This is a genomic window from Campylobacter sp. TTU-622 (assembly GCF_016598965.1).
GTDB lineage: Bacteria > Campylobacterota > Campylobacteria > Campylobacterales > Campylobacteraceae > Campylobacter_D.
Genome location: NZ_JAENKR010000001.1, coordinates 19,565 through 42,596, shown reverse-complemented (window position 1 = coordinate 42,596; position 23,032 = coordinate 19,565). Strand labels below are relative to the sequence as shown.

Here is a 23,032-nt window from a genome sequence, read left to right as displayed (position 1 = left end):
TTTATGTTTGATGATGTCCATCTTTCCATAATATTAGCAACTATTTTTATATTTTTAGCTATGATAGTTATTTTGAATTCTATGCTTTATAAACCCCTTTTAAAATTTATAGATGAAAGAAATAGCTCTATAAAAAATGATGAAAATAAAGTAAAAGAAAACTCACAAGAAATTTTAGATGTTAATAAAGAAGTAGAAGAAATTCATAAAAATACAAGGGAAGAAATTTATAAAATTAAACAAGAAGCTCTAAACAAAGCCAAAGAAGAAGCTAATGAGCTTATAAAACTTGAGAAAGAAAAAATAGAAAATAAAATGCAAGAATTTTATAAAGATTTAGAAAATCAAAAACAGCAATTAAAAGAAAGCTTACTAGAACATTTACCAGAGTTAAAACAAAGTCTACAAAATAGTATCAAAAGAATCTAAGGATAATAATGCAAAAGTTAAAATTTTTATTTTTTTTACTCCCAGTCTATGCATTAGCAAGCTCTAATAATGGGGATTATGACATAATACCAAGAGTGATTAATTTCTTAATATTTATTGCCATATTGTATTATTTTATTGCTACTCCACTTAAAAATTTCTATAAAAATCGTATTTTTCAAATTTCTTCAAAATTAGATGAAATTCAAAGAAAACTATTAGAAAGTAAAACTAAAAAATTTGAAATGACTAAAAAACTTGAAGAAACAAAAGCTGAAGCAGTTAATGCATTAAATCATGCAAAAAAAGAAGCAGAACTTTTAGTTCAAAAAATCAAAAATGAAACTCAAAACGAAATTGATTTGCTTAATAAATATTTTGAAGAACAAAAAAATTATGAAACTAAAAAAATAGAAAAAGAAATTATATCTCAAATATTATCTGAACTCTTTAAAGAGTCAAATACTATTTTAAAACAAAATGATATGATTGATATTGTTATGAAAAAGGTATCTTAATGGCTGATAAACTTATAGCTAAAAAATATGCAAAAGCTATTGTATCAAGAAAAGATTTCGATGAATTTTATAAAAATTTATGTATAATTTACCAAGCTTTTTGCATTCCTCGTTTTATAAATATATTGGAAAATACACAAATACATAAAGAAAAAAAAGTTAATTTTATACTTTCTTTTCTTGATCAAAAAAATACTTATTTTGAAAATTTTATAAAACTTTTAGCAGATAATTCTAGACTTTTATTTATTCCTGAGATTATCGAAGAGCTCCAAAAACAAAAATCTTTTCAAAATAATACCTACAAAGGAATTATTTATTCTGAAAAAAAACTTGATACAGAAATTTTAAAAGAAATTGAAGAAAAACTTAAATCTAAACTAGAAGCTCAAATTAAACTAGAAAATAAAATTACAAATAACAATGAAATTAAAATTGATATAGAAGATTTAAATTATGAAATATCTTTTTCTATAAAAACTTTCCAAAATAAAATAAGTGAATTTATATTGAAAACTATTTAAGGAGAATGAATGAAATTTAAAGCCGATGAAATCAGCTCAATAATTAAAGAAAAAATTGAAAACTTTGATTTAAACCTTGAAATTGAAGAAACTGGAAAAATTATTTCTATTGCAGATGGGGTTGCTAAAGTTTATGGGCTTAAAAATATTATGGCCGGAGAAATGGTTGAGTTTGAAAATGGCGAAAAAGGAATGGCTTTAAACCTTGAAGAAAGTAGTGTTGGTATTGTTATTCTTGGTAAAGGTGAAACCTTAAAAGAAGGAAGTAGTGTTAAGAGACTAAAAAAACTTTTAAAAGTTCCTGTAGGAGAAGCTCTAATAGGTCGTGTAGTCAATGCTTTAGGAGAACCAATTGATGGTAAAGGTTCTATTTCTAGCAATGAATCACGTTTTGTAGAAGAAAAAGCAAAAGGAATTATGGCTAGAAAAAGCGTGCATGAGCCTTTACAAACAGGTATTAAAGCTATTGATGCCCTTGTTCCAATTGGCCGTGGTCAAAGAGAGCTTATCATAGGAGATAGACAAACGGGAAAAACAACGGTTGCAGTAGATGCTATTATAAACCAAAAAGGACAAAATGTTATTTGTATCTATGTAGCTATAGGTCAAAAGCAAAGTAATGTAGCTCAAGTAGTTAAAAAACTAGAAGAACATGGCGCAATGGAATATACTATTGTTGTAAATGCTGGCGCCTCTGATCCAGCAGCATTACAATATCTTGCTCCTTATTCAGGTGTAACAATGGGAGAATATTTTAGAGATAATTCTAAACATGCTTTAATTATTTATGATGATCTTAGCAAACATGCCGTAGCTTATCGTGAAATGTCTTTGATTTTACGAAGACCTCCAGGACGTGAAGCTTATCCAGGTGATGTTTTCTATCTCCACTCAAGACTACTTGAAAGAGCAAGTAAATTAAATGATGAATTAGGTGCAGGTTCATTAACAGCTTTGCCAATTATAGAAACTCAAGCAGGAGATGTTTCAGCTTATATTCCTACTAATGTTATTTCAATTACTGATGGACAAATTTTCCTTGAAACAGATCTTTTTAACTCAGGAATTCGTCCAGCTATTAACGTTGGATTATCAGTTTCTAGGGTTGGTGGTGCTGCACAAATTAAAGCAACTAAGCAAGTTTCAGGAACTTTAAGACTTGATCTTGCTCAATATAGAGAATTACAAGCTTTTGCACAATTTGCAAGTGATCTAGATGAATCAAGTAGAAAACAGCTTGAACGTGGTCAAAGAATGGTAGAAGTTTTAAAACAACCCCCTTATTCTCCTTTAGCTATCGAAAAACAAATTATTATTATTTTTGCTGGAACTAAAGGATTTTTAGATGATATTGCTGTTTCTGAGATTAAAAATTTCGAAGAAGGAATTTATACATTCATTGAATCAAAATATCCAGAAATTTTTGAAGAAATTCGTTCAAAAAAAGCTTTAGATAAAGAATTAGAAGAAAAAATAATCAAAGCTATTAATGAATTTAAATCAAATAACTTATAAGGTTCTTAATGTCTAGCTTAAAAGAAATAAAAAGAAAAATTAAGAGTGTTAATAACACTCAAAAAACTACAAATGCAATGAAGCTTGTTTCTACTGCTAAACTTAAAAAAGCTGAAGAAGTTGCAAGTAGAGCAAAAATTTATGCTCAAAAAATTGAACAAATGTTAAGTGAAATATCATTTGAAATTAATAAAATTACATATGATGAAAATGATTCAAGATTTAAATTTTTCCATAAAAAAGATCAAATAAAAACTTCTGATATAGTTTTTATAACAGCAGATAAAGGACTTTGCGGTGGTTTTAATATTAAAACCATTAAAGCTGTAAATCAGATTTTAAATGATTATAAAAATAAAAATATTAACGTTAGATTAAGAGCTATTGGTAAAACTGGGATTGAATATTTTAATTTTCAAGGAAAAAAACTTTTTAAAGAATACCTTGGATTAAGTTCAAGCCCTAATTATGAAAAAGCATCGCTTGTAATTAAAGATATTGTAGAAGATTATTTAAATGGATTGACTGATGAAGTTATATTGATTCATAATGGATATAAAAATATGATTACTCAAGAATTATTCATCAATCATCTTATACCTGTTGAGCCTTCAAAAGATCTTGATATAGGTTCTAATTCGCTCATAGATTTAGAACCAGAAAATACAGATCTTTTAGAAGATTTATTAAAAACTTATTTTGAATACAATATGTATTATGCACTAATTGATTCTTTAGCAGCAGAACATAGCGCTAGAATGCAAGCAATGGATAATGCAACAAATAATGCAAAAATCAAAGTAAAACAGCTTAATTTAGCTTACAATAAAGCAAGACAAGAATCAATTACTACAGAACTGATTGAAATTATCAGTGGTGTTGAGTCAATGAAATAGAATTGAAGGAGAATTAATATAATGCAAGGATTTATTTCACAAGTTTTAGGACCTGTTGTTGATATTGATTTTAATGAATACTTACCTAAAATTAATGAAGCAATATTAGTTGATTTTGAAAATGAAGGTAAAAAACAAAAACTTATTTTAGAAGTTGCTGCACATTTAGGAGATAATAGAGTAAGAACTATTGCTATGGATATGACAGATGGACTCACAAGAGGACTTGAAGTTAAAGCTTTAGGAAGTCCTATTAGTGTTCCTGTTGGAGAAAAAGTTTTAGGAAGAATTTTTAACGTAACTGGTGATCTAATTGATGAAGGAGAAGAAATCAATTTTGATAAAAAATGGTCTATACATAGAGATCCACCAGCTTTTGAAGAACAAAGCACAAAAAGCGAAATTTTTGAAACAGGAATTAAAGTTGTTGATTTATTAGCTCCTTATGCTAAGGGTGGAAAAGTAGGACTTTTTGGAGGAGCAGGAGTAGGGAAAACCGTTATTATTATGGAACTTATTCATAATGTTGCTTTTAAACATAGTGGTTATTCTGTATTTGCAGGAGTTGGAGAAAGAACGCGTGAAGGAAATGACTTATACAACGAAATGAAAGAAAGCAACGTATTAGATAAAGTTGCTTTATGCTATGGACAAATGAATGAACCACCAGGAGCAAGAAATCGTATTGCTTTAACAGGTCTTACTATGGCAGAATATTTTAGAGATGAAATGGGTCTTGATGTTTTAATGTTTATTGATAATATTTTTAGATTTTCTCAATCAGGCTCTGAAATGTCAGCTCTTTTAGGAAGAATTCCTTCTGCTGTGGGTTATCAGCCAACTTTAGCAAGCGAGATGGGGAAATTCCAAGAAAGAATTACCTCAACTAAAAAAGGATCTATTACTTCAGTTCAAGCTGTTTATGTACCAGCTGATGACTTAACAGATCCTGCTCCTGCAACTGTTTTCGCACATTTAGATGCTACAACTGTTCTAAATAGAGCTATAGCTGAAAAAGGAATTTATCCTGCTGTTGATCCTCTTGACTCTACTTCTAGAATGTTAGATCCTCAAATTATAGGAAAAGAGCATTATGAAGTTGCGCGTGGCGTTCAATCTGTTCTTCAAAAATATAAAGATCTACAAGATATTATTGCTATTTTGGGTATGGATGAGCTTAGTGAAGAAGATAAACTTATCGTTGAAAGAGCAAGAAAAATTGAAAAATTCTTATCTCAGCCATTCTTTGTTGCCGAAGTTTTTACAGGAAGTCCTGGAAAATATGTTTCGCTCGAAGAAACTATCCTAGGATTTAAAGGAATTCTAGAAGGCAAATATGATCATTTACCAGAAAATGCTTTTTATATGGTTGGAAATATAGAAGAAGCAATTGCAAAAGCAGATAAACTCAAAGGTTAATTATGGATGATTTAATCAATTTTGAAATTGTAACTCCGCTTGGTCTAATTTATAAAGATCAAATTAAATCAGTCACTCTCCCTGGAAGTGAGGGTGAATTTGGTGTTTTAAAAGGGCATGCTTGTTTAATTTCGTCATTAAAATCTGGAATAATTGATATTGAAAAAAAAGACTTAAATCACGAACTAATAGCTATTAATGAAGGATATAGTGAAGTAAATGAAAATAAAGTTTGCGTTTTAGCCAAAGAAGCCATCTGGATAAGTGGAGACAATCAAAGTGAAATTGAAAAAAATCTTACAAAGGCTAAAGAACTTATAAAATCAGTAAGCTCAGATAATGCTGCTTTAGCCGCAACATTATCAAAATTAGATAATAAAGGCTACTAACTATGAATCTTGAATCTATTTTTCATTTTTTTAATAACTCTAGTATGATTACTTATATTGTTTTAATATGGCTTTCTTTATATTTTATTTTATCTTTTTCTATACTTTTTTCAAGAATTACTAATTTAAATATTTGGAAAACTAAAGAACAAAAAAGCTTAGAAATACTTTTATCTGGAGAAAAAGATCTTAGTAAAACAGATTCTATATTAAGAAAATGCACTGAATATAGCCAAAATCATTTAGAAATTTATAAAAATTTAGCCCAAAAAAAGTCTTCTATAGGATTGACTTGGCTTAGTATTATAGCTTCTACTTCACCTTTTATAGGACTTTTTGGAACTGTAATTTCTATACTTGAAACTTTTGGTGGTCTTGGTACTCAAAATTCACTTAGCATCATTGCCCCTAAAATTAGTGAAGCTTTAATTGCGACAGGATGCGGGATCTTAGTAGCTATCCCTGCTTATACTTTTCACTTAATCATTAAAAGAAGAGCTTATGAAGTTATAAATACTATTGATAGTGAAATTAAAATTTTAAATTCAAATAGAGATTAAAATGAATTTTGATGATGATAAACCAGAACTTAATATTACTCCCTTGGTTGATATTATGCTTGTTTTGCTGGCCATTTTAATGGTAACTGCTCCTTCTATAAGTTATGAAGAAAAGATAAATTTACCACAAGGCTCTCAAAAAACAACTAGTTCTCCAACTATTAAAAGTTTAATTGTAAGTATTAATGCAAAAAGAGAAATTATCATTAATCAAAAAAAATTTGATTTTATAAGTTTTGCAGACAATCTAGCTCAAATGAGAAATGAATTTAATATTCAAGACCCAGTTTTTATAAGAGCAGACAAAAGCTTAAAATATGATGATGTGATTTTTGTATTAAAAAATATAAAAAATCTTGGTTTTAATAAAGTTGCTCTACAAACTGAATAAACTATGAAAAATAGCGGTTTTAGCAATCTTAATTCTTTTTTATTAGCTTTAGTAGTTTATTTTCTAATTGTTTTAATTGTTTTTTTTAGAATAGTAGTTTTTAAAGATCCTGCTATCAAATACACTGATTTAGAAGATAGTTTTATCGATATAGAATTAGCTCAAAACTCAGATAAAATAGCAAATCCAGATACTAAAGAAGAAATAGATATTGCTAAACTCTTTGAAAAAACAACAAATCAATTTGTTAAAACTGAAAATATTGATCAAAAAGAAACTAATTTTAATGATTTATTTGGAAATGTTAAAGATATTCAAACTGAAAAAACAACAAAAATTCAATCATCGACTAAATCAAATGAACAAAGTAGATTGCCAAATGATCAAAATGCTTCACAATTGGTGCAAAATTTAGACAATACTCTTCTTACCCAAAATAGCAATACTAACAATATACAACAAACTCAACGCACAGGAATTTATGATGAGTTTTTAGGCAAAATTACACGTATTATAGAAGAACGTTGGAAATTAAACAAATCACAAGGAAATCTTAGTGTTAGGGTAAAAATTTTTATAGATAGTAATGGAAAATTTGGTTATACTTCTGTAGAAAAAAGTAATGATATAGCATTTGATAAAAAAGTAATGGATTTTTTAGAAAATTTACAAGGTAAATTTATAGCTTATCCTCCTAAAAATCAAAGTATCAATATTACAATGAATTTAAGTGATGAGCTAATTGAAATTAAACAATAGATGGAGAAAATAAAATGAATAAACTTTTTTTAATTTTTTTAATTTTTTTTACCTCGCTTTGGGCAGAAGATCCAATTATTGATGTAATCAATAAAGATATTGCTTTACCAAAAATCATCGTAAAAGATACATCAAATTTAAGTGATGAAAATTTAAAAAGAAATTTTTATAATATTCTTGTTAATGACTTAAAAGTAAGTTCAAATTTTGAAATTGCAAATAACGGAAATGAATCAACAAATTATACTTTTGAATATTCTTTATCAAAAAATACGAATAGTTTAGAACTTAATGTTAAAATTAAGGCTGGCAATATTGAAAAATCAAATAAAAATTATTCATCATCTATAGAGCAATATCCATTTTTAGCGCATAAAAGCGTTAAAGATTCTGTTAATGCTTTAGGCCTTGCACCTGTTGATTGGATGGATCATAAAATTTTAATCTCAAGAACAAATAGCTCTAAAAAAAGCCAAATCATTATGGCAGATTATACGCTAACTTATCAAAAAGTTATTATAGACGGGGGGTTAAATTTATTTCCAAAATGGGGAGATAAAGAGCAAACATTATTTTACTATACAGCATATGATTCAGAAATGCCAACCCTTTATTCTTATAATTTAAAAAACAATCGTGCAACAAAAATACTATCAAGTGGAGGAATGGTTGTAGCAAGTGATGTAAGCGAAGATGGAAACAAACTTCTTATCACTATGGCTCCTAAAGATCAGCCTGATGTTTATCTATATGAACTAAATACTAAAAAATTAGAAAAATTAACAAACTATTCAGGAATTGATGTTAATGGAAATTTCATCGGGGACGATGATTCTAAAATTGTTTATGTTTCAGATCGCTTAGGATATCCAAATATCTTTATGCAAACACTAGGTAGCAATGTTGCAGAACAAGTAGTTTTTCATGGAAAAAATAATTCATCAGTTTCAACTTATAAAGATTTTTTAGTTTATTCAAGCAGAGAAGCAAATCAATTTGGTGTTTTTAACATTTATCTTATGTCAATTAAAAGTGATTATATTAGACAATTAACCGCTAATGGTAAAAATTTATTTCCAAGATTTTCAAATGATGGAGGAAGTATCGTTTTTATTAAATATTTAGGCTCTCAAAGTGCTTTAGGGGTTATAAGAGTAAATGCTAATAAAGCTTTTTATTTTCCATTAAAACTAGGTAAAATTCAGTCAATAGACTGGTAAATATAGTGTTGAAATAATTTAAAATTTTAGATATAATCTAAAGAATTCATTAATTTTTGAAAGGTTGCAAAATGAAAAAAATTCTTTTAACTTCGATTGCCGCTTTTGCAGTAATCATTACTGGTTGTAGTACAAAAAGTACCACTGTAGAGAGTGATAGTTCTGTTGATTCTAGACCGGGTAGTGGAAGTAACGATACTTTTGAAAGTATTGATAGTAAAATCAATAGATTAAATGATACTTTAAATAAAGTTTATTTTGATTTTGATAAATTTAATATCAGACCTGATATGCAATCAGTAGTTCAAGATAATGCAAATATTTTTAATACTGAAGTAAGCGGAGTTAGTATAACAGTTGAAGGAAACTGTGATGAATGGGGAACAGATGAATATAATCAAGCTTTAGGCTTAAAAAGAGCAAAAGCTGTGAAAGAAGCTTTAGTTTCTCAAGGTGTAAATGCAGATAGAATTTCTATTAAAAGCTATGGAGAAACTAATCCTGTATGTACAGAAAAAACAAAAGCTTGCGATGCACAAAATAGACGTGCAGAATTTAAATTAGCAAAATAAAATCAATGAAAAAAATATTATCAGTAGCTCTTTTAATAGGAGCTACTTTTGTTTATGCAGAAAATTCTGCTTTTGGTGCAGGTGATTTAACAAATAATTCTTATGGTCTAACACAAAATGAAAAGACAATCAAGCAAAAACTTGATACCTTAAACAATAACTATTCTGAAATTAACGCAAGAATAAATGAAGCAAATGAAAGGATAGAAGGTTTACAAAGTGCTATTGAGGGCATTAATTCACAATATACAAAAATAAATTCACGCCTTAATCAATCAGAAGAAAATTATGAAAATTTAGAAAATAATCTTACACAAGAAATAAATAATTTAAAATCTTATGTAGAAGAAAGTAGAAAAATCCAAGAAAACAACAATAAACAATTTAAAAAAGTTTTAGCAGAATTAAGCACTTTAGTTGATTCTATAAATACAGATTACGTTTCAAAAAAAGAAATGGAAAAAAACTATAACAATATAAATGTTATACCACAAAAAGATATAAATACTACTAGCACCATAGAGAATAATCAAAGTTCTAAAATAACTCCAGAAGAACAAAAAGAAATAGTATATGATGAAAGCTGGAAAAAAGAAAATAATAATAAAATTTTAGATCTTGCTATTTTAGATTTAAATCAAAATAAATTTGAAGAAATGAAACTTAAATTAAATTATCTCCTTCAAAAACATTATAAACCAGCTAGAGTTAATTTTTATTTTGGAGAAATAGAATATAAACAAAAAAATTATAATAATGCAATTGTTTTTTATAAAAAAAGTTCAGCCATAAGCACTAAAGGAGATTATTTTCCAAAATTGCTTTATCACACTGCAATATCTTTAGATAAGATAGGAGATCCTAAAACAGCAAATGGTTTTTATAAAGCTTTAAAGACTAATTACCCTAATTCACCTGAGGCAAAAGCTTCACCAAATCGCAAATAAGGAGAAAATAATGGCTATTGAAAAAAATAATGTTGTTTCCATGTTTTATGAACTAAAAGATGCTAATACAAATGAAATTTTAGAGTCAAATCTTTATGCTCAACCTATTTCTTTTATACTAGGAAAAGGACAGATTTTAGACTCTTTAGAAGAAGAAATTGCAAAATTAGACTGCCCTTCAAACACTGAAATTCTTATCAAAAAAGATAAAGCCTTAGGAGAATATGATACGAATGCTATTCAAACTTTACCAAAAGAACAATTTGCAGGAATTGATCTTAAAATAGGAATGGAGCTATTTGGGGAAGGTGAAAATGGAGAAAGTGTTCGCGTTAGCGTTAAAGATATAAAAGAAGATAGTGTAACTATCGATTATAATCATCCATACGCTGGACGTGATTTGCTTTTTTCTCTTAACCTTGTTGATGTAAGACCAGCAAGTGAAGATGAAATTCTTACAGGCATTATTGCAGGAAGTCATAGTTGTGGCTGTGGTCACAACCACGAACATAAACATCATCATGAGCACCACAAAAGCGGTGGATGTTGTGGGGGCCATAGCGGTGGATGTGGCTGCCATTAATATGAACTATACATTTATTTTTCCAGGCCAGGGCTCTCAAAACCTTGGCATGGGTAAAGATTTCTATGAAAATTCTAAAAGTGCCAAAGAACTCTTAGAACATGCAAGTGATTTTTTAAAAATTGATTTTAAGCATCTTTTATTTGAAGAAAACGATAATTTAAATAAAAGTCAATTTACTCAACCTGCAATACTTTTAACTTCTTTAATGGCTTATAATGCTTTAAATGAACTGGAACCAAATTTAAAGGCTAAAATTTCTTTAGGACATTCTTTGGGTGAGTTTTCCGCTATAGCAATAAGCGGAGGTCTTGATTTTTTAGAAGCACTTAAACTTGTACATCAAAGAGGACTTTTTATGCAAGAAGATTGCTCTAAAGTTGAAGCTGGAATGATGGTTATTCTGGGACTTGATGATGATAAAATAGAAAAATTATGCAAACAAGCAAGAGAAGGAAATAAACAAATTTTTGCAGCAAATTATAATTGTGAAGGACAAATTGTTATTGCTGGTTTAAAAGCTGATTTATTAGCTTATGAAAATGAATTTAAAAATGCAGGAGCTAAAAGAGTTATGCTTTTAAATATGAGTGTAGCAAGTCATTGCCCTCTTTTAGAAAATGCCTCTTTAAAACTTTATAAAGAGCTTCAAAATGTTTTAAAACCAAATTTTGGAATAGTTATTTCAAATGTGAATGCTAAAGCTTATTCAAGTAAAGAAGAAGCTTTAAATTTATTAAAAGCTCAGCTTGTATCTCCTGTGCTTTATAAACAAAGCATAAAAGCAATAGAAAATGAAACTTCCTATTTTGTAGAATTTGGCTCTAAAATTTTACAAGGACTTAATAAAAAAATTACTACCAAAACAACTTATTCTTTAACTAATTTCAATGATATAGAATCTTTTTTAAAGGAAATTAAACTATGAAAATAGCGATTTTAGGTGCAATGGAAGAAGAAATAACTCCTTTGCTTGAAATTTTAAAAGATTATAAAAGCATAAAATATGCTAATAATACTTACTATACAGCAAATTATAAAAATCACGAATTGATTTTAGCTTATTCTAAAATAGGTAAAGTAAATTCAACCCTAAGTGCAAGTATAATGATAGAGAAATTTAAAGCTCAAGCTTTACTTTTTACAGGAGTTGCTGGTGCTTTTAATCCTGAACTTGAAATAGGTGATTTGCTTTATGCTACAAAACTTGTCCAATATGATTTAGATATTACTGCTTTTGGTCATCCTTTAGGTTTTGTTCCAGGAAATGAAATTTTTATTCAAACCAATGAAAAATTAAACAATATTGCTCTAGAAGTAGCCAAAGAATTAAACATAAAACTTAAAGCAGGTATTATTGCAACTGGAGATGAATTTATTTGCGATGAGATAAAAAAAGCAAAAATTAAAGAAATTTTCAATGCTGATGCTTGTGAAATGGAAGGGGCAAGCGTAGCTTTGGTTTGTGATGCTTTAAATATACCTTGTTTTATTTTAAGAGCAATGAGTGATAAAGCTGGAGAAAAAGCTGAATTTGATTTTGACGAATTTGTTGTTAATTCTGCTAAAATTTCAGCTAATTTTGTGCTTAAAATGTGCGATAAACTATGATAAATCTTAGTAAAAAACTTATCCGTCAAGTAGCTAAAGCTAATGCTCAATTTAATCTTATAAAAGAAGGAGATAGAGTTCTTTTGGGATTAAGTGGCGGGAAAGACTCTTTAGCCTTAGCTCATCTTTTAAAACGTATGCAAGCTCACGCTCCTTTTAAATTTGAACTTAAGGCTGTCACTCTAAGCTATGGTATGGGCGAAGATTATTCTAGCTTAAATCATCATTGCAAAGAAAACGGCATTGATCATAGCGTACTTGATTCTAATATTTATGAAGTTTCTGAAGATACTATAAGAAAAAATTCTAGTTTTTGTAGTTATTTTTCAAGAATGCGTCGAGGGGCTTTATATACTTATGCTTTAGAAAATAATTTCAATAAGCTTGCCATAGCTCACCATTTAGATGACGCGGCTGAAAGTTTTTTTATGAATTTTATCCACAATGGAGCTTTAAGAACTTTAGCTCCAATTTATAAAAGCAAACGCGGTGTTATAGTAATACGTCCTTTGATTTTTGTAAGAGAAAGACAACTTAGAGATAATGCTTTACAAAATGAGCTTGAAGTTATTGGTAATGAATTTTGTCCAGGTATGAAGCTAAGTGAAAAAAATGTTAAATTTCCACATGCTAGAGAGGAAGCAAAACAAATTTTAGCCAATCTAGAAAAAGATTATCCCAAACTTTTTACGAGCTTAAAAACTGCATTTGAAAATCTACATACAGAGAGTTTTTGGCTTAAAAATATATGAAAAAAGCTTTTGTGCTTATAGATTACCAAAATGACTTTATTACAGGAAGTTTAGGATTTGAAAAAGCTTTAAAAATAGAAAATAAAATTTTAAATTTATTAAATAATATTAATTTTAATGATACAGATTTACTCATTACTTTTGATACACACGATAATGATTACTTAAATTCCAATGAAGGAAAATTACTACCTATAAAACATTGCATTCAAAATACACTGGGATGGCAAATGCCTAAAAATTTACAAAAATATATACCAAAGGCTAAAAAAATATTTTACAAAAATACTTTTGGAAGTTTAGAGCTTGCAAATTTTATTAACAAAAGTACTTATAAAGAACTTTATTTTTGCGGACTTGTTTCGCATATTTGTGTTTTTTGTAATATTATTTTAGCTTTTAGCGCAAAGCCTGATGCGAAACTTTTTTTATATCAAGAAGCTAGTGCTAGTTTTGATGTAAATTTAGAAGAGTCTTCTTATAATCTTTTAAAAGCATACGGGATTAAAATAATATAGGCTTAAGTCAATGATTATATTTATAATAGCTTTAATTGTGATTATTTTTGTTTTGGTTTTTAAAATATATAATCAAAGCAAAGTTAATAAAAAATTAAATCAAAGCATTTTAAAACAGATCCAAAAAGAAGAAGATAAAAAAATTAAAAATCAAATTTTTTTAGAGAAAAAAAAACAAGAAGAAAAAATATCAGAATACAAAAAAAGCAAAGAATATAAGCTTGATTTAGTTAAAAAATCTAATATCTTAAGCAAAGATAGACTTATGGGTATTGGGGAATTTCTAATTTATAAAGAATTAATTTTTTGTGAAGATATTAAAAATAATTTTAAAGTTTTTCCGCAAATTTCTTTAAAAAGTTTTTTAGAAAATGATGAAGAAAATGAAGTTTGGAAAGCATATTCTGATTTAGTAGTTGATTTTTTATTTGTTATTAAAGATTTTAAAAATAAATCTACAAAACCATTTGCCATTTTAGAATTTCAAGGTGGAGGGCATTATGGAGATAAATCAAATATTGCTCAAGTTTATCAAAATAATTCTTGCTTTATTGATGATTTAAAATTAAAAAAAGAAATCAAAAAAATTGCAAATTCACTTTATTTAAAATACAAAGATTTAATTTAACTTATGCAAGGTTTTATTTTACATACTCAAAAAATCAAAGATGAAGATTTAATCGTTTATATCCTAAGCTCCAAAGCTTTAATTAAAACTTATCGCTTTTATGGGCTTAGACATTCAAGTATTTTGAATGGATACAAAATTGATTTTGCTCTAGATGAAAATCCTAATTTTTTGCCACGTCTTAAAGATGTTATGCATCTTAGTTTTACTTGGATCTTGCAAAGAGAAAAAATGTTTCTATGGCAAGAATTTATACGTCTTTTTTACCAGCATTTAAAAGGCATAGAAGAGCTTGATCCTTTTTATTTCGAACTTTTAAATGAAAGTGCTATAAAATTTTTAAAGCAAAATCCAAAACGTGTTATTATAGATGCTTATGTAAAAATCTTAGAATTTGAGGGCAGACTTCATCAAAATTTTATTTGTTTTTCCTGTGAAGAAGCCATAAAAGATGAAGTTACGCTTCTAAGAGCTTTTTTACCCTCTCATCATCATTGTGCTTTAGGTTATACATTTAACCAAACAAAACTCAAAGAATTTTACAAATATAAAAATTCTAGCATTTTTAATGATGATGAAATAGAAAAAATTTATTCTATTATCAAAGAAGGATTTTAAAATGATAATTTGTGATGAAAATGTTGATTTCTTAGAAAAAATTGCTCAAAAAATAAGTTCTAAAGATGTTGAACTTATTTTTTTAGACAATGAACAAATGCGTAATTTAAATTTAGAACAAAGAGGGATTGATAAAAGTACCGATGTGCTTTCTTTTCCACTTGTAGATATAGCTAAAAATTTACCCCTAGGATCTATAGTAATAAATTTTGAATTAGCCAAAGAAAAGGCAAAAGAATTAAATCATAGCTATAAAGAAGAAATAAGCTTACTTTTTATCCACGCTATGCTTCACTTAATAGGTCTTGATCACGAAACAGATAAAGGAGAGATGAGAGAAAAAGAAAAAGAATTAATAAATTTTTTCAAACTCCCAAAATCTTTGATAGTAAGAAACAACGGATAAAACTATATTTATTACTAAATATCTAAAAAGATCAAAATGCTTTTAAAAACATTGCGATTTTAAAAACTAAGGAAATTAAAATATAAAATTTATAAAAAGATTTTTATTATATTAAAATCTTTTTATATATTAAAAATTATCAGTATTTATATTAGCACTTTACTTACCTAATCACACCAATAATTTACTAGAATTTGGAAAAGACTGCTCATTGTTTATTTTGCTCTCTAGCCTTTTGCATTAATTCCTTTGTACTAGTAGTTGGTTTATAATCAAATGATCTAGAATAATTTGCTTTATAGGCATTTTCACATTCTAAATACACCTTACTTGGATTACCATTAAGATATTTTAACTGCTCTTCATCAAGTTTTTTGCTTCCTTTTGGGAATTTTTCTTTACATTCTTTAATTTTGGCTTCTAATTCCTTAGCATTTTTTGGATCTTTATAGTAATCTAGTGATTTTGGCTCACTAGAACAAGCAGAAAAAACGCCTATAATCATTGCACTTAATAAACCTAATTTAATTGTATTTTTCATTTTTACTCCTAAATATTAAATGAATTATCATTATATTTTTAATAAAATTAAATAATAATTAATAATTTATTAATTAAATTACAATTTATTTTAATTGCTTTAGAATTATTTTTAAATTTTTTAGCTTTTAATATGAAAAAAGCTTAAAATTGCTAAAACCAAGATTTTTGATGTTTAAGCTCTAATTAATATTTACACTCCTATAATATTCATAATTTACATAATTTATCAAGGGGGCAAAAATGAAAAAAGTTATCTTAAGTTTAGCAATCCTTGCTTCATTATCTAGCTTTGCTCTAGCTTCAAATAATAGCTATCATAGTAAGAAAAATCTTAGTAATTCGCAACAAGAATATAAAGAAGATAGAAGTATAACTTGTGCAAATTTTCATAATTGCCAGACAATACATCAGCCTATTTACCAAGAAGCTGGACATAAAGCGCTTTGTAAATTTGGACATTGTTTCTAATGTTAAATATATTAAATTCTAATTCAAATCATCGTTTCCATAAGTGTATGCCTAAGGAAGTTCATCAAATATATGACACCTTAAAACTTATGGAACAACAAGATGATGCAAAAAAAGTAGAAGCCCAAGCTAAAAAAGAAGAACAAAATAATTCTATAAATACAGATACTAGCAAAAAAGATAAGCTTTTAGATATAACTGCTTAATCATTGTGAAAAGATTTTTATAATTTTGTGCTTCTTTTGCGTTGATTACTCTTTGCTTATCTAAGTAAAAAGTTTTTTCAGCTTTATCTTTTAGCTTTTCTAAACTTTGTATATCTTTGAAGTTTTTAACACCAAAAGCCATAAATTTATCATCACTTTTTCTTTGTGCGATGATTAAAATTTTATTATCGGCTTCATTGTGCTCATAATGAGTTATTATCATTTCGCCAAAGCGTTCATCATAAATTGATTTATTTATATAAGAACTTAGTATTTCTTTTAACCTGGTAAAAATTTTCTCTTGCTTAGCTTTCTCCTGTGCAATGCGTTTATCGTTATTTTTATAATCAAAAATAAATTCTAAATCTGTTATTTTACGCCCTGTTTTATAAGTTTTAATTTCAAGTAAAACGATATTTGATTTGCCATTTATATATTTTTTGACTTGATTTATATAAATTAATAAATTATTAATTATTATTTAATTTTATTAAAAATATAATGATAATTCATTTAATATTTAGGAGTAAAAATGAAAAATACAATTAAATTAGGTTTATTAAGTGCAATGATTATAGGCGTTTTTTCTGCTTGTTCTAGTGAGCCAAAATCACTAGATTACTATAAAGATCCAAAAAATGCTAAGGAATTAGAAGCTAAAATTAAAGAATGTAATAAAAATGCTAATTCTGCAAAAACTGATACAGAATGTGCTAATGCTTATAATGCAGAATATTCTAAATCATTTCAAAATTCTAAAAATACAGAAATTAGTGATGAAGAAGCCGCAAAGTATCTTAATCTTAAAAAGAAACAATAATGAATCTTTTTCAATTTTTAAGCGAAAGCATACAGCAAATCATTGATGCTATAAGACAAGTAAGCGCTAGTGATAAAGTTGCTGAGCTTTAAAAGTAAATACTATTATATATTGGTGTTTTAATATATAATAGTTATTTTTAGTAATTAATAATACCATTTTGCTTATTGATACTTAAAATCTTTTAATTGTATTTGAATTTTTATCAATTTGTTTTAAAACAAAAATTAAAATAATAAAAATAATTTTATAAAAATATTAGAATATTTTTATAAATAAAAAATTATAAAAATAAAAAACACAATACACGCAAAATATACAGAACTTAGAGAACGCATTAAAACAACTTAAAAAATCAATAACAAAAGTTAGAAAAAGAAGTAAAAGGAATTTTGTAGATAAAAGTGAGATATATTTATAAAATATGCTTTATCTTAATTGAAATTGCAATATAACAAAAATCCGCTTTGAGTTTTCACTCTTGGCGGAAATTTATCAATCAAGGCTAACTATGAAACGACATAGTAAGCGTTCTGCGAGATTATATCTAAATTTTTAAATTTTTTAAGCTTGAAGTTGAAGCATTTTTCTAATAAAATAGGGATAGTAAGACCTCTTGATCTTGTTATAAATCCTAAAATAAAGATTTAACAATACAAACTATAAAAACTAATAAGAAAAATTCAAAAGCAGTCTTACCCAAAATAATCGCTTTATGTATATTAAGACATTATAAGCACAATGAAGCCGATAATAAAATTTTGATCATCGCACAAAGAAAGAGTGATGATAAATTGGTGGCTTTTGGAGTTAAAAACTTCAAAGATATACAAAGCCTAGAAAAGTTAAAAGATAAAGCCGAAGAACTTTTTTACTTAGATAAGCAAAGAGTAATCAACGCAAAAGAAGCACAAAATTATAAAAATCTTTTCACAATGATTAAGCAGTTATATCTAAAAGCTTATCTTTTTTGCTAGTATCTGTATTTATAGAATTATTTTGTTCTTCTTTTTTAGCTTGGGCTTCTACTTTTTTTGCATCATCATTCTTGGTTTTTTTCTCTTGTCTAGCTTCTTCAAGTTCTAATAGTGGTTTTGCTGTATAACGCAAATTTGTATCGATAACTTGATTACAGCATTGAGAATATACTAATCCCATAATATATCCTTTAGCGATTTATACAAATCTAATTTAGCACAAGTTATGCTTCTATATTCTTATTGAGAATTACTAAGATTTTCTTGCTATGATAGCTATTCTTTAAAGTCAAAGCAAAGCTAAATAATGAAGCAAGGATTGCTAAACTTAAGATAACTTTTTTCATTTTTGCCCTAAATATTAGATAAATTATTATATTTTTAACAAAATTAAATAATAATTAATAATCTCTTTTAATTAAATTGCAATTTATTTTAATTGCTCTTTAGAATTGTTTTGATGTTGTTTAGCTTCTTATCTAGTTAAATTTTAAGTTTTTTACATTTATTAAGTTAATTATATTTTTAATTAAATTTACGAAGATAATTTCATTTTAAATTAAAATATTAATTAATCTTGCTCTAAATCAAAATCACAAGATTAATTATTTAAAAATTTAATTTATATTTTCCTTCTCAAAAAATATTGCTTTATCTAATACCTGAAAAAAAGAATTATAAACCTCAGGATCTTCTACAGATTGTGGAATTTGATTATTAGATCCAAACTGAGCATTAGCCCTTATAATAGATTTATTTTGATCATCAGATCTGATAACCAAAGTTATTCTCATAGTTGCACCTTTTAATAACTTAGTAGCAGTTATAGTTCCTGTTTGCATATCCGCTTTATCTATAACAAACCCCAAATCTTGCAAAGCGGCAACACTAGCTTTTGCTATAACTGCTTTAGAATATTCATAATGTTTTGTTTGATATGTTCTTGTTTTAAGTTGCTGCGTATCTTCTATTAGCATTTGTCTTGAATTTACTCCACAACCAATTATTCCAAATACAACTACAAATAACAAAAATTTTTTCATAATTCATTCGCCTCCAAAAATACTGATTTAGATAATTTTTCATAAAATTGTTGATAAATTTCTTTATCTTTAATAGTCTCAACTTCATTAATAGCACCTTCTTGATTTTTCACAATTCTTTGCGCTGTAAGTCTTACAAATGTTGTTTTATTCTTTTTATTGGTAGCGATAACAACACTTGCTTTAATTTCTTGCGTATTATCAGATTGTCTTGATGCAGCAATAGCAGCACTTGGAGATAATAAAGTTAAAAATATAATACCAACTTGAGTTTTTGTCTCTCTAGCATCTCTTATCTTAGAAGCACTTACTAACCCAAAATCTTTATTTATCTCATCAATATTAAATCCCAAATCTTGCAAAGTAGCTATACTAGATAATAATATTTTATCACTATCGATAGTATTAAATCTTTTTATTTGCAATTGTCTTTCTTGCGCTGTTGATGTTTCAATTTTCATCATATCCTTAACATTTGCCGTAGAACAACCATAAAAAAATAAAAAACAAAAAATCAATACAACATACTTCATCTTCTAGCCTTTAAAAACTTGATGTATGATATGCTACATCTCTAACTTTTTGTTTATTATCAAATTTTATTATGATGGTTAAAGTTCTTTGAGAACTCACACTACTTCCACTATTTCCACCAGCACCTGCAATGATAATACTAATTCCTCCTGCTGAATTTTGATAGGCTCTTTGAGAGCTGATTTTATCATAAACCCAGACTTCTCTTCTTTCGTTATCAGTAGAAATTATATTAGGAGAACCTAATATTTCTATAACTTCAGATGAGCTCATACCTATTTTAATATCTTTTTGTGCTTTAGATACTACAATTTTTTCATCTGCTTCTTGATTATAGAGATTTTTGCTACAAGCACAAAAAAATAAACCTAAAACAATTGACATAATTATTTTTTTCAATTTTTCTCCTTGTAATTTATCCTATAGGATATATTTAAAAAGATTATATCTTTGTAAAGTTTAATTTTATATTAATCCTATGGGATAAAAAAATGAAAGAAAACTTTAGCAATGCAAGTGAAGAAGAAATATTAAATTTTTATAAAAAGATATCTTCAAATATTAGAAAACTTAGAGAAGAAAAAGGGATTTCACAACTTGAATTAGCTCTAGATATAGGTATAAAATCAGTTGCATTTTATTCAAATTGCGAATGCAATAGATATAATAAACATTTTAATTTAGAACATTTATATAAAATTTCTAAAAGCTTAAAAATTCCAATTAAAGATTTATTAGAATAATTATTTTAAATCTAAAATTATATAAATTTAACTATCAAACTAAAAATTTTATAAATTTAAAACTTTATAAAATAAATAAAACTAAAAATAATGAAAGTTGTGCACAAATTTTTAAATTCCAAATCTTTTTAACAAAGCTAAAAAAGTAATTTTAATCATAAAATTCAGAAATTAGATTGTATTTTAAGAATTATAAGTGGTGCGGATGAAAGGACTTGAACCTTCACGCATTGCTGCACCAGATCCTAAGTCTGGCGTGTCTGCCAATTTCACCACATCCGCAAAAGTGGTACGCTCAAGAGGATTCGAACCTCTGACCTACGGCTTAGAAGGCCGTTGCTCTATCCAGCTGAGCTATGAACGCATATATAAGAAGTGGTGGTGCGCCCGATAGGAATCGAACCCATAACCTACAGATCCGAAGTCTGTCGCTCTATCCAGTTGAGCTACGAGCGCTTAGTGGGGTGAGTGATGGGAATTGAACCCACGACCCTCAGGACCACAATCTGATGCTCTAACCGACTGAGCTACACTCACCATTTTTTATAAATATTTATAAAAATGGTCGGGGTGAAAGGATTCGAACCTTCGGCCCCTTGGTCCCAAACCAAGTGCGCTAACCAGACTGCGCTACACCCCGAATTTAAAAGCTAGCATTCTAGCATAAAAAATAATACAAGTCAAGAATTTATTATTCTCTAACGCGTAAAAATACAGGAAAACGTGGTAAAGAATTTTTTGTTAATCCGTTAAATTTATAAGTGATAATAGAACCTATTTTTGGAGGATTTTCTCTATCGCTATCTTTTAACCCTGATCCAATTTTAATAACTTTTGTGCTAGATAGCTCACACAATAAAGCTCCGATCTTATTTTCATATTTACCTTTTCCTTTTATATAGCCTACAACTTTACATTCATCATCAAAAAAAGGCTTTAGTTTTAAAGAAAAATTTGATCTTTTATTTTCATAAGGCATAGAGTTTTTTCTTATGATAAGTCCTTCTCCATCGTTTTTTAAAACATTTTTATAATAATCATTTAAATGCTTTTTATCTTTAATAAAAACTTGAGGAATGATTCTTATGTAAGCATTAGAATATTTTTTTAAATACTCTTGCAAAATTTCTAAACGATTTAATAAAGTGCATTCTTTAAGCTTAAATTCTTCACAAGCATTTGGAACATCAAAAACATTATAAGTTACTTGTTTCCAAAGTGTATTATTGGCTTCATTTGTTCGTATAAGAGCTGAAATTTCATCAAAACTTTTTCTTTGTATCCATAATTCCCCATCAAGAGCAAAATTTGGAAAATTTTGAGTAAAAAATAAAGGAGCAAAGATAGGATTATTTTTGCGTGTTTTAAATGTCTTACCATCCCAAATCCCTCTTACACCATCAAGTTTTTCACTCATTACATAAGTTTTTATATCTTCTTTATCAAAAAAATTTTCATCATAAGTATCAAATAATAAAATTGCATTAGAATAAGAAATAAAAAATATTAAAAATACAATTTTTCTCATTTATAATAAATTGATAATATAACCAGTAGAATCTTTTTGAATTTGATAACTATACTTTCCATCCAAATAAATCACTAAACGATAATACCCTTTATGGGATCCAAAATCTATTCTTTTAAACAAAGAATCTTTAAGTCTGATATTTTTAGTTGGCTGAATATCATCTGATTTAAAGTCTAAAACAATTTTACTAGGATTTCCTATTGAAAAATCAGATAATATTTCATCACTTGTATTAAATTTAATCTTATTTTTATAAGTTGTATAAGCTATAAAATCATATATTTTATCTGTTTGTATAGGAAGTTCTATGCTAACAGAAGTATTTAGATCTGATTTAGAATTATTTTTCTCAGGTATAGTTACAGAAACATCTAAATTTTTAGAAGGATCAGGAGCTTTTACTCTTGTTAATACATAACGATCGTGCCAATCTATGCTTTTATTGATATCAAGATTTAAATCACTCTCACTTCCATCAAGATTAATATAATGAAAAGTAATAGCTTTAAGAATTCTTGCACTTGAATTAAATTTAACTTCTTCTTTTTGAAAAGATTCTGGGATTATAATATTATTACTTAAATTTTGTTCTATATCAAAAGGATTTGTTTTAGCATTTGCAAAAGCACATAAAAATAATAAAACGCACAATAATTTAATTTTCATTTGGATACAAACCTTTCAACTCAAAATATTCTTTTTGGGCTTTAGCATTTTGCTCTTTTAATAAAAGAATTTTTTTATTTAAATTTTCTTTTGTTGTCTCTAAAGACAACATAGTATCTAAAGAATATTGACCAAAAAGCATATTACCAAAATAAATTGCTCCAATAATTACAAAAATCGCCCATAAGGCCATTTTAAAAATATGAAAATAAAGGCTCTTTTTCTTAGTGCTTTCGTCATATTCTT

The 23,032-nt window shown here is 27.1% G+C and carries 34 protein-coding genes, 5 tRNA genes and 1 pseudogene; 25 read left to right on the top strand and 15 right to left on the bottom strand.

All coding sequences use genetic code 11. The annotated features are described in order from the left end of the window. Positions 1-3 precede the first annotated feature (3 nt). From JG677_RS00295 to ybeY, 21 genes are all read left to right on the top strand, one after another. Positions 4-429 (top strand): FoF1 ATP synthase subunit B', encoded by a 426-nt coding sequence (locus JG677_RS00295; RefSeq protein ID WP_200169259.1) that lies wholly within the window; start codon positions 4-6, stop codon positions 427-429. An 8-nt stretch (positions 430-437) separates the two neighbouring features. After that, positions 438-947 (top strand): F0F1 ATP synthase subunit B, encoded by a 510-nt coding sequence (locus JG677_RS00290; RefSeq protein ID WP_200169258.1) that lies wholly within the window; start codon positions 438-440, stop codon positions 945-947. Further along, the gene (locus tag JG677_RS00285) at positions 947-1,471 is read left to right on the top strand and encodes a F0F1 ATP synthase subunit delta (protein ID WP_200169257.1); all 525 of its coding nucleotides are present in this window, start codon (positions 947-949) and stop codon (positions 1,469-1,471) included. Before JG677_RS00290 ends, JG677_RS00285 begins: the two co-directional genes overlap by 1 nt. A gap of 9 nt (positions 1,472-1,480) precedes the next feature. Further along, entirely contained in the window at positions 1,481-2,986 is a 1,506-nt protein-coding gene (atpA, locus tag JG677_RS00280; protein WP_200169256.1) for a F0F1 ATP synthase subunit alpha, read from the top strand. Between the two features lie 8 nt (positions 2,987-2,994). Next, positions 2,995-3,882: an ATP synthase F1 subunit gamma gene (gene atpG, locus JG677_RS00275; RefSeq protein WP_200216968.1), complete on the top strand. Its 888-nt coding sequence runs from the start codon at positions 2,995-2,997 to the stop codon at positions 3,880-3,882. Positions 3,883-3,903: 21 nt separating this feature from the next. After that, complete coding sequence (gene atpD, locus JG677_RS00270) at positions 3,904-5,301, top strand: F0F1 ATP synthase subunit beta (protein ID WP_200216969.1); 1,398 nt, start codon at positions 3,904-3,906, stop codon at positions 5,299-5,301. A gap of 2 nt (positions 5,302-5,303) precedes the next feature. Next, positions 5,304-5,690 (top strand): ATP synthase F1 subunit epsilon, encoded by a 387-nt coding sequence (gene atpC, locus JG677_RS00265; protein ID WP_200169253.1) that lies wholly within the window; start codon positions 5,304-5,306, stop codon positions 5,688-5,690. A gap of 2 nt (positions 5,691-5,692) precedes the next feature. Further along, entirely contained in the window at positions 5,693-6,250 is a 558-nt protein-coding gene (locus tag JG677_RS00260; protein ID WP_200169252.1) for a MotA/TolQ/ExbB proton channel family protein, read from the top strand. A 1-nt stretch (position 6,251) separates the two neighbouring features. Continuing rightward, positions 6,252-6,641, top strand: coding sequence for an ExbD/TolR family protein (locus tag JG677_RS00255; RefSeq protein ID WP_200169251.1), 390 nt, complete (start codon positions 6,252-6,254; stop codon positions 6,639-6,641). A 3-nt stretch (positions 6,642-6,644) separates the two neighbouring features. Then, positions 6,645-7,400 carry a TonB C-terminal domain-containing protein gene (locus JG677_RS00250; RefSeq protein ID WP_200216971.1) on the top strand — a complete coding sequence of 252 codons (756 nt, stop codon included), beginning with the start codon at positions 6,645-6,647 and terminating at the stop codon, positions 7,398-7,400. Positions 7,401-7,414: 14 nt separating this feature from the next. Continuing rightward, positions 7,415-8,620 (top strand): Tol-Pal system protein TolB, encoded by a 1,206-nt coding sequence (gene tolB / locus JG677_RS00245; protein ID WP_200216972.1) that lies wholly within the window; start codon positions 7,415-7,417, stop codon positions 8,618-8,620. A gap of 71 nt (positions 8,621-8,691) precedes the next feature. Beyond that, positions 8,692-9,192: a peptidoglycan-associated lipoprotein Pal gene (gene pal, locus JG677_RS00240; protein ID WP_200169248.1), complete on the top strand. Its 501-nt coding sequence runs from the start codon at positions 8,692-8,694 to the stop codon at positions 9,190-9,192. A 5-nt stretch (positions 9,193-9,197) separates the two neighbouring features. After that, entirely contained in the window at positions 9,198-10,139 is a 942-nt protein-coding gene (locus JG677_RS00235; protein ID WP_200169247.1) for a tetratricopeptide repeat protein, read from the top strand. A 10-nt stretch (positions 10,140-10,149) separates the two neighbouring features. After that, the gene (locus tag JG677_RS00230) at positions 10,150-10,722 is read left to right on the top strand and encodes an FKBP-type peptidyl-prolyl cis-trans isomerase (RefSeq protein ID WP_200169246.1); all 573 of its coding nucleotides are present in this window, start codon (positions 10,150-10,152) and stop codon (positions 10,720-10,722) included. 1 nt (position 10,723) lies between these two features. Then, positions 10,724-11,650, top strand: coding sequence for an ACP S-malonyltransferase (gene fabD, locus JG677_RS00225; protein ID WP_200284624.1), 927 nt, complete (start codon positions 10,724-10,726; stop codon positions 11,648-11,650). Beyond that, positions 11,647-12,333, top strand: a complete 687-nt coding sequence (locus JG677_RS00220) for a 5'-methylthioadenosine/adenosylhomocysteine nucleosidase (RefSeq protein WP_200169245.1) — start codon at positions 11,647-11,649, stop codon at positions 12,331-12,333. Before fabD ends, JG677_RS00220 begins: the two co-directional genes overlap by 4 nt. Beyond that, entirely contained in the window at positions 12,330-13,085 is a 756-nt protein-coding gene (locus JG677_RS00215) for a tRNA 2-thiocytidine biosynthesis TtcA family protein (protein ID WP_200216976.1), read from the top strand. Before JG677_RS00220 ends, JG677_RS00215 begins: the two co-directional genes overlap by 4 nt. Beyond that, complete coding sequence (locus tag JG677_RS00210; protein ID WP_200169243.1) at positions 13,082-13,603, top strand: isochorismatase family protein; 522 nt, start codon at positions 13,082-13,084, stop codon at positions 13,601-13,603. Before JG677_RS00215 ends, JG677_RS00210 begins: the two co-directional genes overlap by 4 nt. 10 nt (positions 13,604-13,613) lie before the next feature. Then, complete coding sequence (locus JG677_RS00205) at positions 13,614-14,231, top strand: DUF2726 domain-containing protein (protein WP_200169242.1); 618 nt, start codon at positions 13,614-13,616, stop codon at positions 14,229-14,231. Between the two features lie 3 nt (positions 14,232-14,234). After that, a complete protein-coding gene (gene recO, locus JG677_RS00200; RefSeq protein WP_200169241.1) occupies positions 14,235-14,849 on the top strand; it encodes a recombination protein RecO in 615 nt (204 codons plus the stop codon). Between the two features lies 1 nt (position 14,850). Beyond that, a complete protein-coding gene (gene ybeY / locus JG677_RS00195) occupies positions 14,851-15,255 on the top strand; it encodes an rRNA maturation RNase YbeY (protein ID WP_200284598.1) in 405 nt (134 codons plus the stop codon). A 208-nt stretch (positions 15,256-15,463) separates the two neighbouring features. Here the strand turns inward: ybeY and JG677_RS00190 are convergent, their stop codons facing one another. Beyond that, positions 15,464-15,796: an EexN family lipoprotein gene (locus JG677_RS00190; RefSeq protein WP_200284596.1), complete on the bottom strand. Its 333-nt coding sequence runs from the start codon at positions 15,794-15,796 to the stop codon at positions 15,464-15,466. Positions 15,797-16,038: 242 nt separating this feature from the next. Between JG677_RS00190 and JG677_RS00185 the strand changes: the two genes are divergently transcribed. Both JG677_RS00185 and JG677_RS00180 read left to right on the top strand, forming a co-directional pair. Next, complete coding sequence (locus JG677_RS00185) at positions 16,039-16,266, top strand: hypothetical protein (RefSeq protein ID WP_200284594.1); 228 nt, start codon at positions 16,039-16,041, stop codon at positions 16,264-16,266. Then, positions 16,266-16,472: a hypothetical protein gene (locus tag JG677_RS00180; protein WP_200284592.1), complete on the top strand. Its 207-nt coding sequence runs from the start codon at positions 16,266-16,268 to the stop codon at positions 16,470-16,472. The genes JG677_RS00185 and JG677_RS00180 overlap by 1 nt, the downstream gene beginning before the upstream one ends. Here the strand turns inward: JG677_RS00180 and JG677_RS08720 are convergent. Further along, positions 16,435-16,695 carry a hypothetical protein gene (locus JG677_RS08720; protein WP_234284603.1) on the bottom strand — a complete coding sequence of 87 codons (261 nt, stop codon included), beginning with the start codon at positions 16,693-16,695 and terminating at the stop codon, positions 16,435-16,437. The two genes, JG677_RS00180 and JG677_RS08720, sit on opposite strands and share 38 nt — an antisense overlap. Before the next feature lie 138 nt (positions 16,696-16,833). After that, positions 16,834-16,926: pseudogene (locus JG677_RS09010) on the bottom strand (hypothetical protein); the annotation flags it as partial. 78 nt (positions 16,927-17,004) lie between these two features. Between JG677_RS09010 and JG677_RS00170 the strand changes: the two are divergent. Then, positions 17,005-17,292, top strand: a complete 288-nt coding sequence (locus JG677_RS00170; protein WP_200284590.1) for an EexN family lipoprotein — start codon at positions 17,005-17,007, stop codon at positions 17,290-17,292. Between the two features lie 939 nt (positions 17,293-18,231). Here the strand turns inward: JG677_RS00170 and JG677_RS00165 are convergent. From JG677_RS00165 to bamE, 4 genes are all read right to left on the bottom strand, one after another. Then, complete coding sequence (locus JG677_RS00165; protein ID WP_200284627.1) at positions 18,232-18,450, bottom strand: hypothetical protein; 219 nt, start codon at positions 18,448-18,450, stop codon at positions 18,232-18,234. A 436-nt stretch (positions 18,451-18,886) separates the two neighbouring features. Beyond that, complete coding sequence (locus JG677_RS00160) at positions 18,887-19,312, bottom strand: hypothetical protein (RefSeq protein WP_200284588.1); 426 nt, start codon at positions 19,310-19,312, stop codon at positions 18,887-18,889. Continuing rightward, positions 19,309-19,845 carry a hypothetical protein gene (locus tag JG677_RS00155; protein WP_200216981.1) on the bottom strand — a complete coding sequence of 179 codons (537 nt, stop codon included), beginning with the start codon at positions 19,843-19,845 and terminating at the stop codon, positions 19,309-19,311. The genes JG677_RS00160 and JG677_RS00155 overlap by 4 nt, the downstream gene beginning before the upstream one ends. A 10-nt stretch (positions 19,846-19,855) precedes the next feature. Next, positions 19,856-20,245 (bottom strand): outer membrane protein assembly factor BamE domain-containing protein, encoded by a 390-nt coding sequence (bamE, locus tag JG677_RS00150; protein WP_200216982.1) that lies wholly within the window; start codon positions 20,243-20,245, stop codon positions 19,856-19,858. Between the two features lie 92 nt (positions 20,246-20,337). On the opposite strand from bamE, the gene JG677_RS00145 reads away from it, so the two are divergent. After that, positions 20,338-20,589 carry a helix-turn-helix domain-containing protein gene (locus JG677_RS00145; protein ID WP_200216983.1) on the top strand — a complete coding sequence of 84 codons (252 nt, stop codon included), beginning with the start codon at positions 20,338-20,340 and terminating at the stop codon, positions 20,587-20,589. A 197-nt stretch (positions 20,590-20,786) separates the two neighbouring features. On the opposite strand, the gene JG677_RS00140 is transcribed toward JG677_RS00145, so the two are convergent. From JG677_RS00140 to JG677_RS00105, 8 genes are all read right to left on the bottom strand, one after another. Beyond that, positions 20,787-20,871 (bottom strand) — tRNA-Leu (locus JG677_RS00140). A gap of 5 nt (positions 20,872-20,876) precedes the next feature. Beyond that, a tRNA-Arg gene (locus JG677_RS00135) sits at positions 20,877-20,953 on the bottom strand. A 15-nt stretch (positions 20,954-20,968) separates the two neighbouring features. Then, positions 20,969-21,045: transfer RNA gene (locus JG677_RS00130), tRNA-Arg, on the bottom strand. A gap of 4 nt (positions 21,046-21,049) precedes the next feature. Next, positions 21,050-21,126: transfer RNA gene (locus tag JG677_RS00125), tRNA-His, on the bottom strand. 25 nt (positions 21,127-21,151) lie between these two features. Beyond that, positions 21,152-21,229: transfer RNA gene (locus tag JG677_RS00120), tRNA-Pro, on the bottom strand. Between the two features lie 51 nt (positions 21,230-21,280). Next, positions 21,281-22,117 (bottom strand): DNA ligase, encoded by an 837-nt coding sequence (locus tag JG677_RS00115; protein WP_200284586.1) that lies wholly within the window; start codon positions 22,115-22,117, stop codon positions 21,281-21,283. Further along, a complete protein-coding gene (locus tag JG677_RS00110; protein ID WP_200169235.1) occupies positions 22,118-22,786 on the bottom strand; it encodes an AMIN domain-containing protein in 669 nt (222 codons plus the stop codon). It abuts the gene before it with no gap. Continuing rightward, positions 22,776-22,979, bottom strand: coding sequence for a hypothetical protein (locus JG677_RS00105; protein WP_200169234.1), 204 nt, complete (start codon positions 22,977-22,979; stop codon positions 22,776-22,778). The genes JG677_RS00110 and JG677_RS00105 overlap by 11 nt, the downstream gene beginning before the upstream one ends. Between the last annotated feature and the right edge of the window lie 53 nt (positions 22,980-23,032).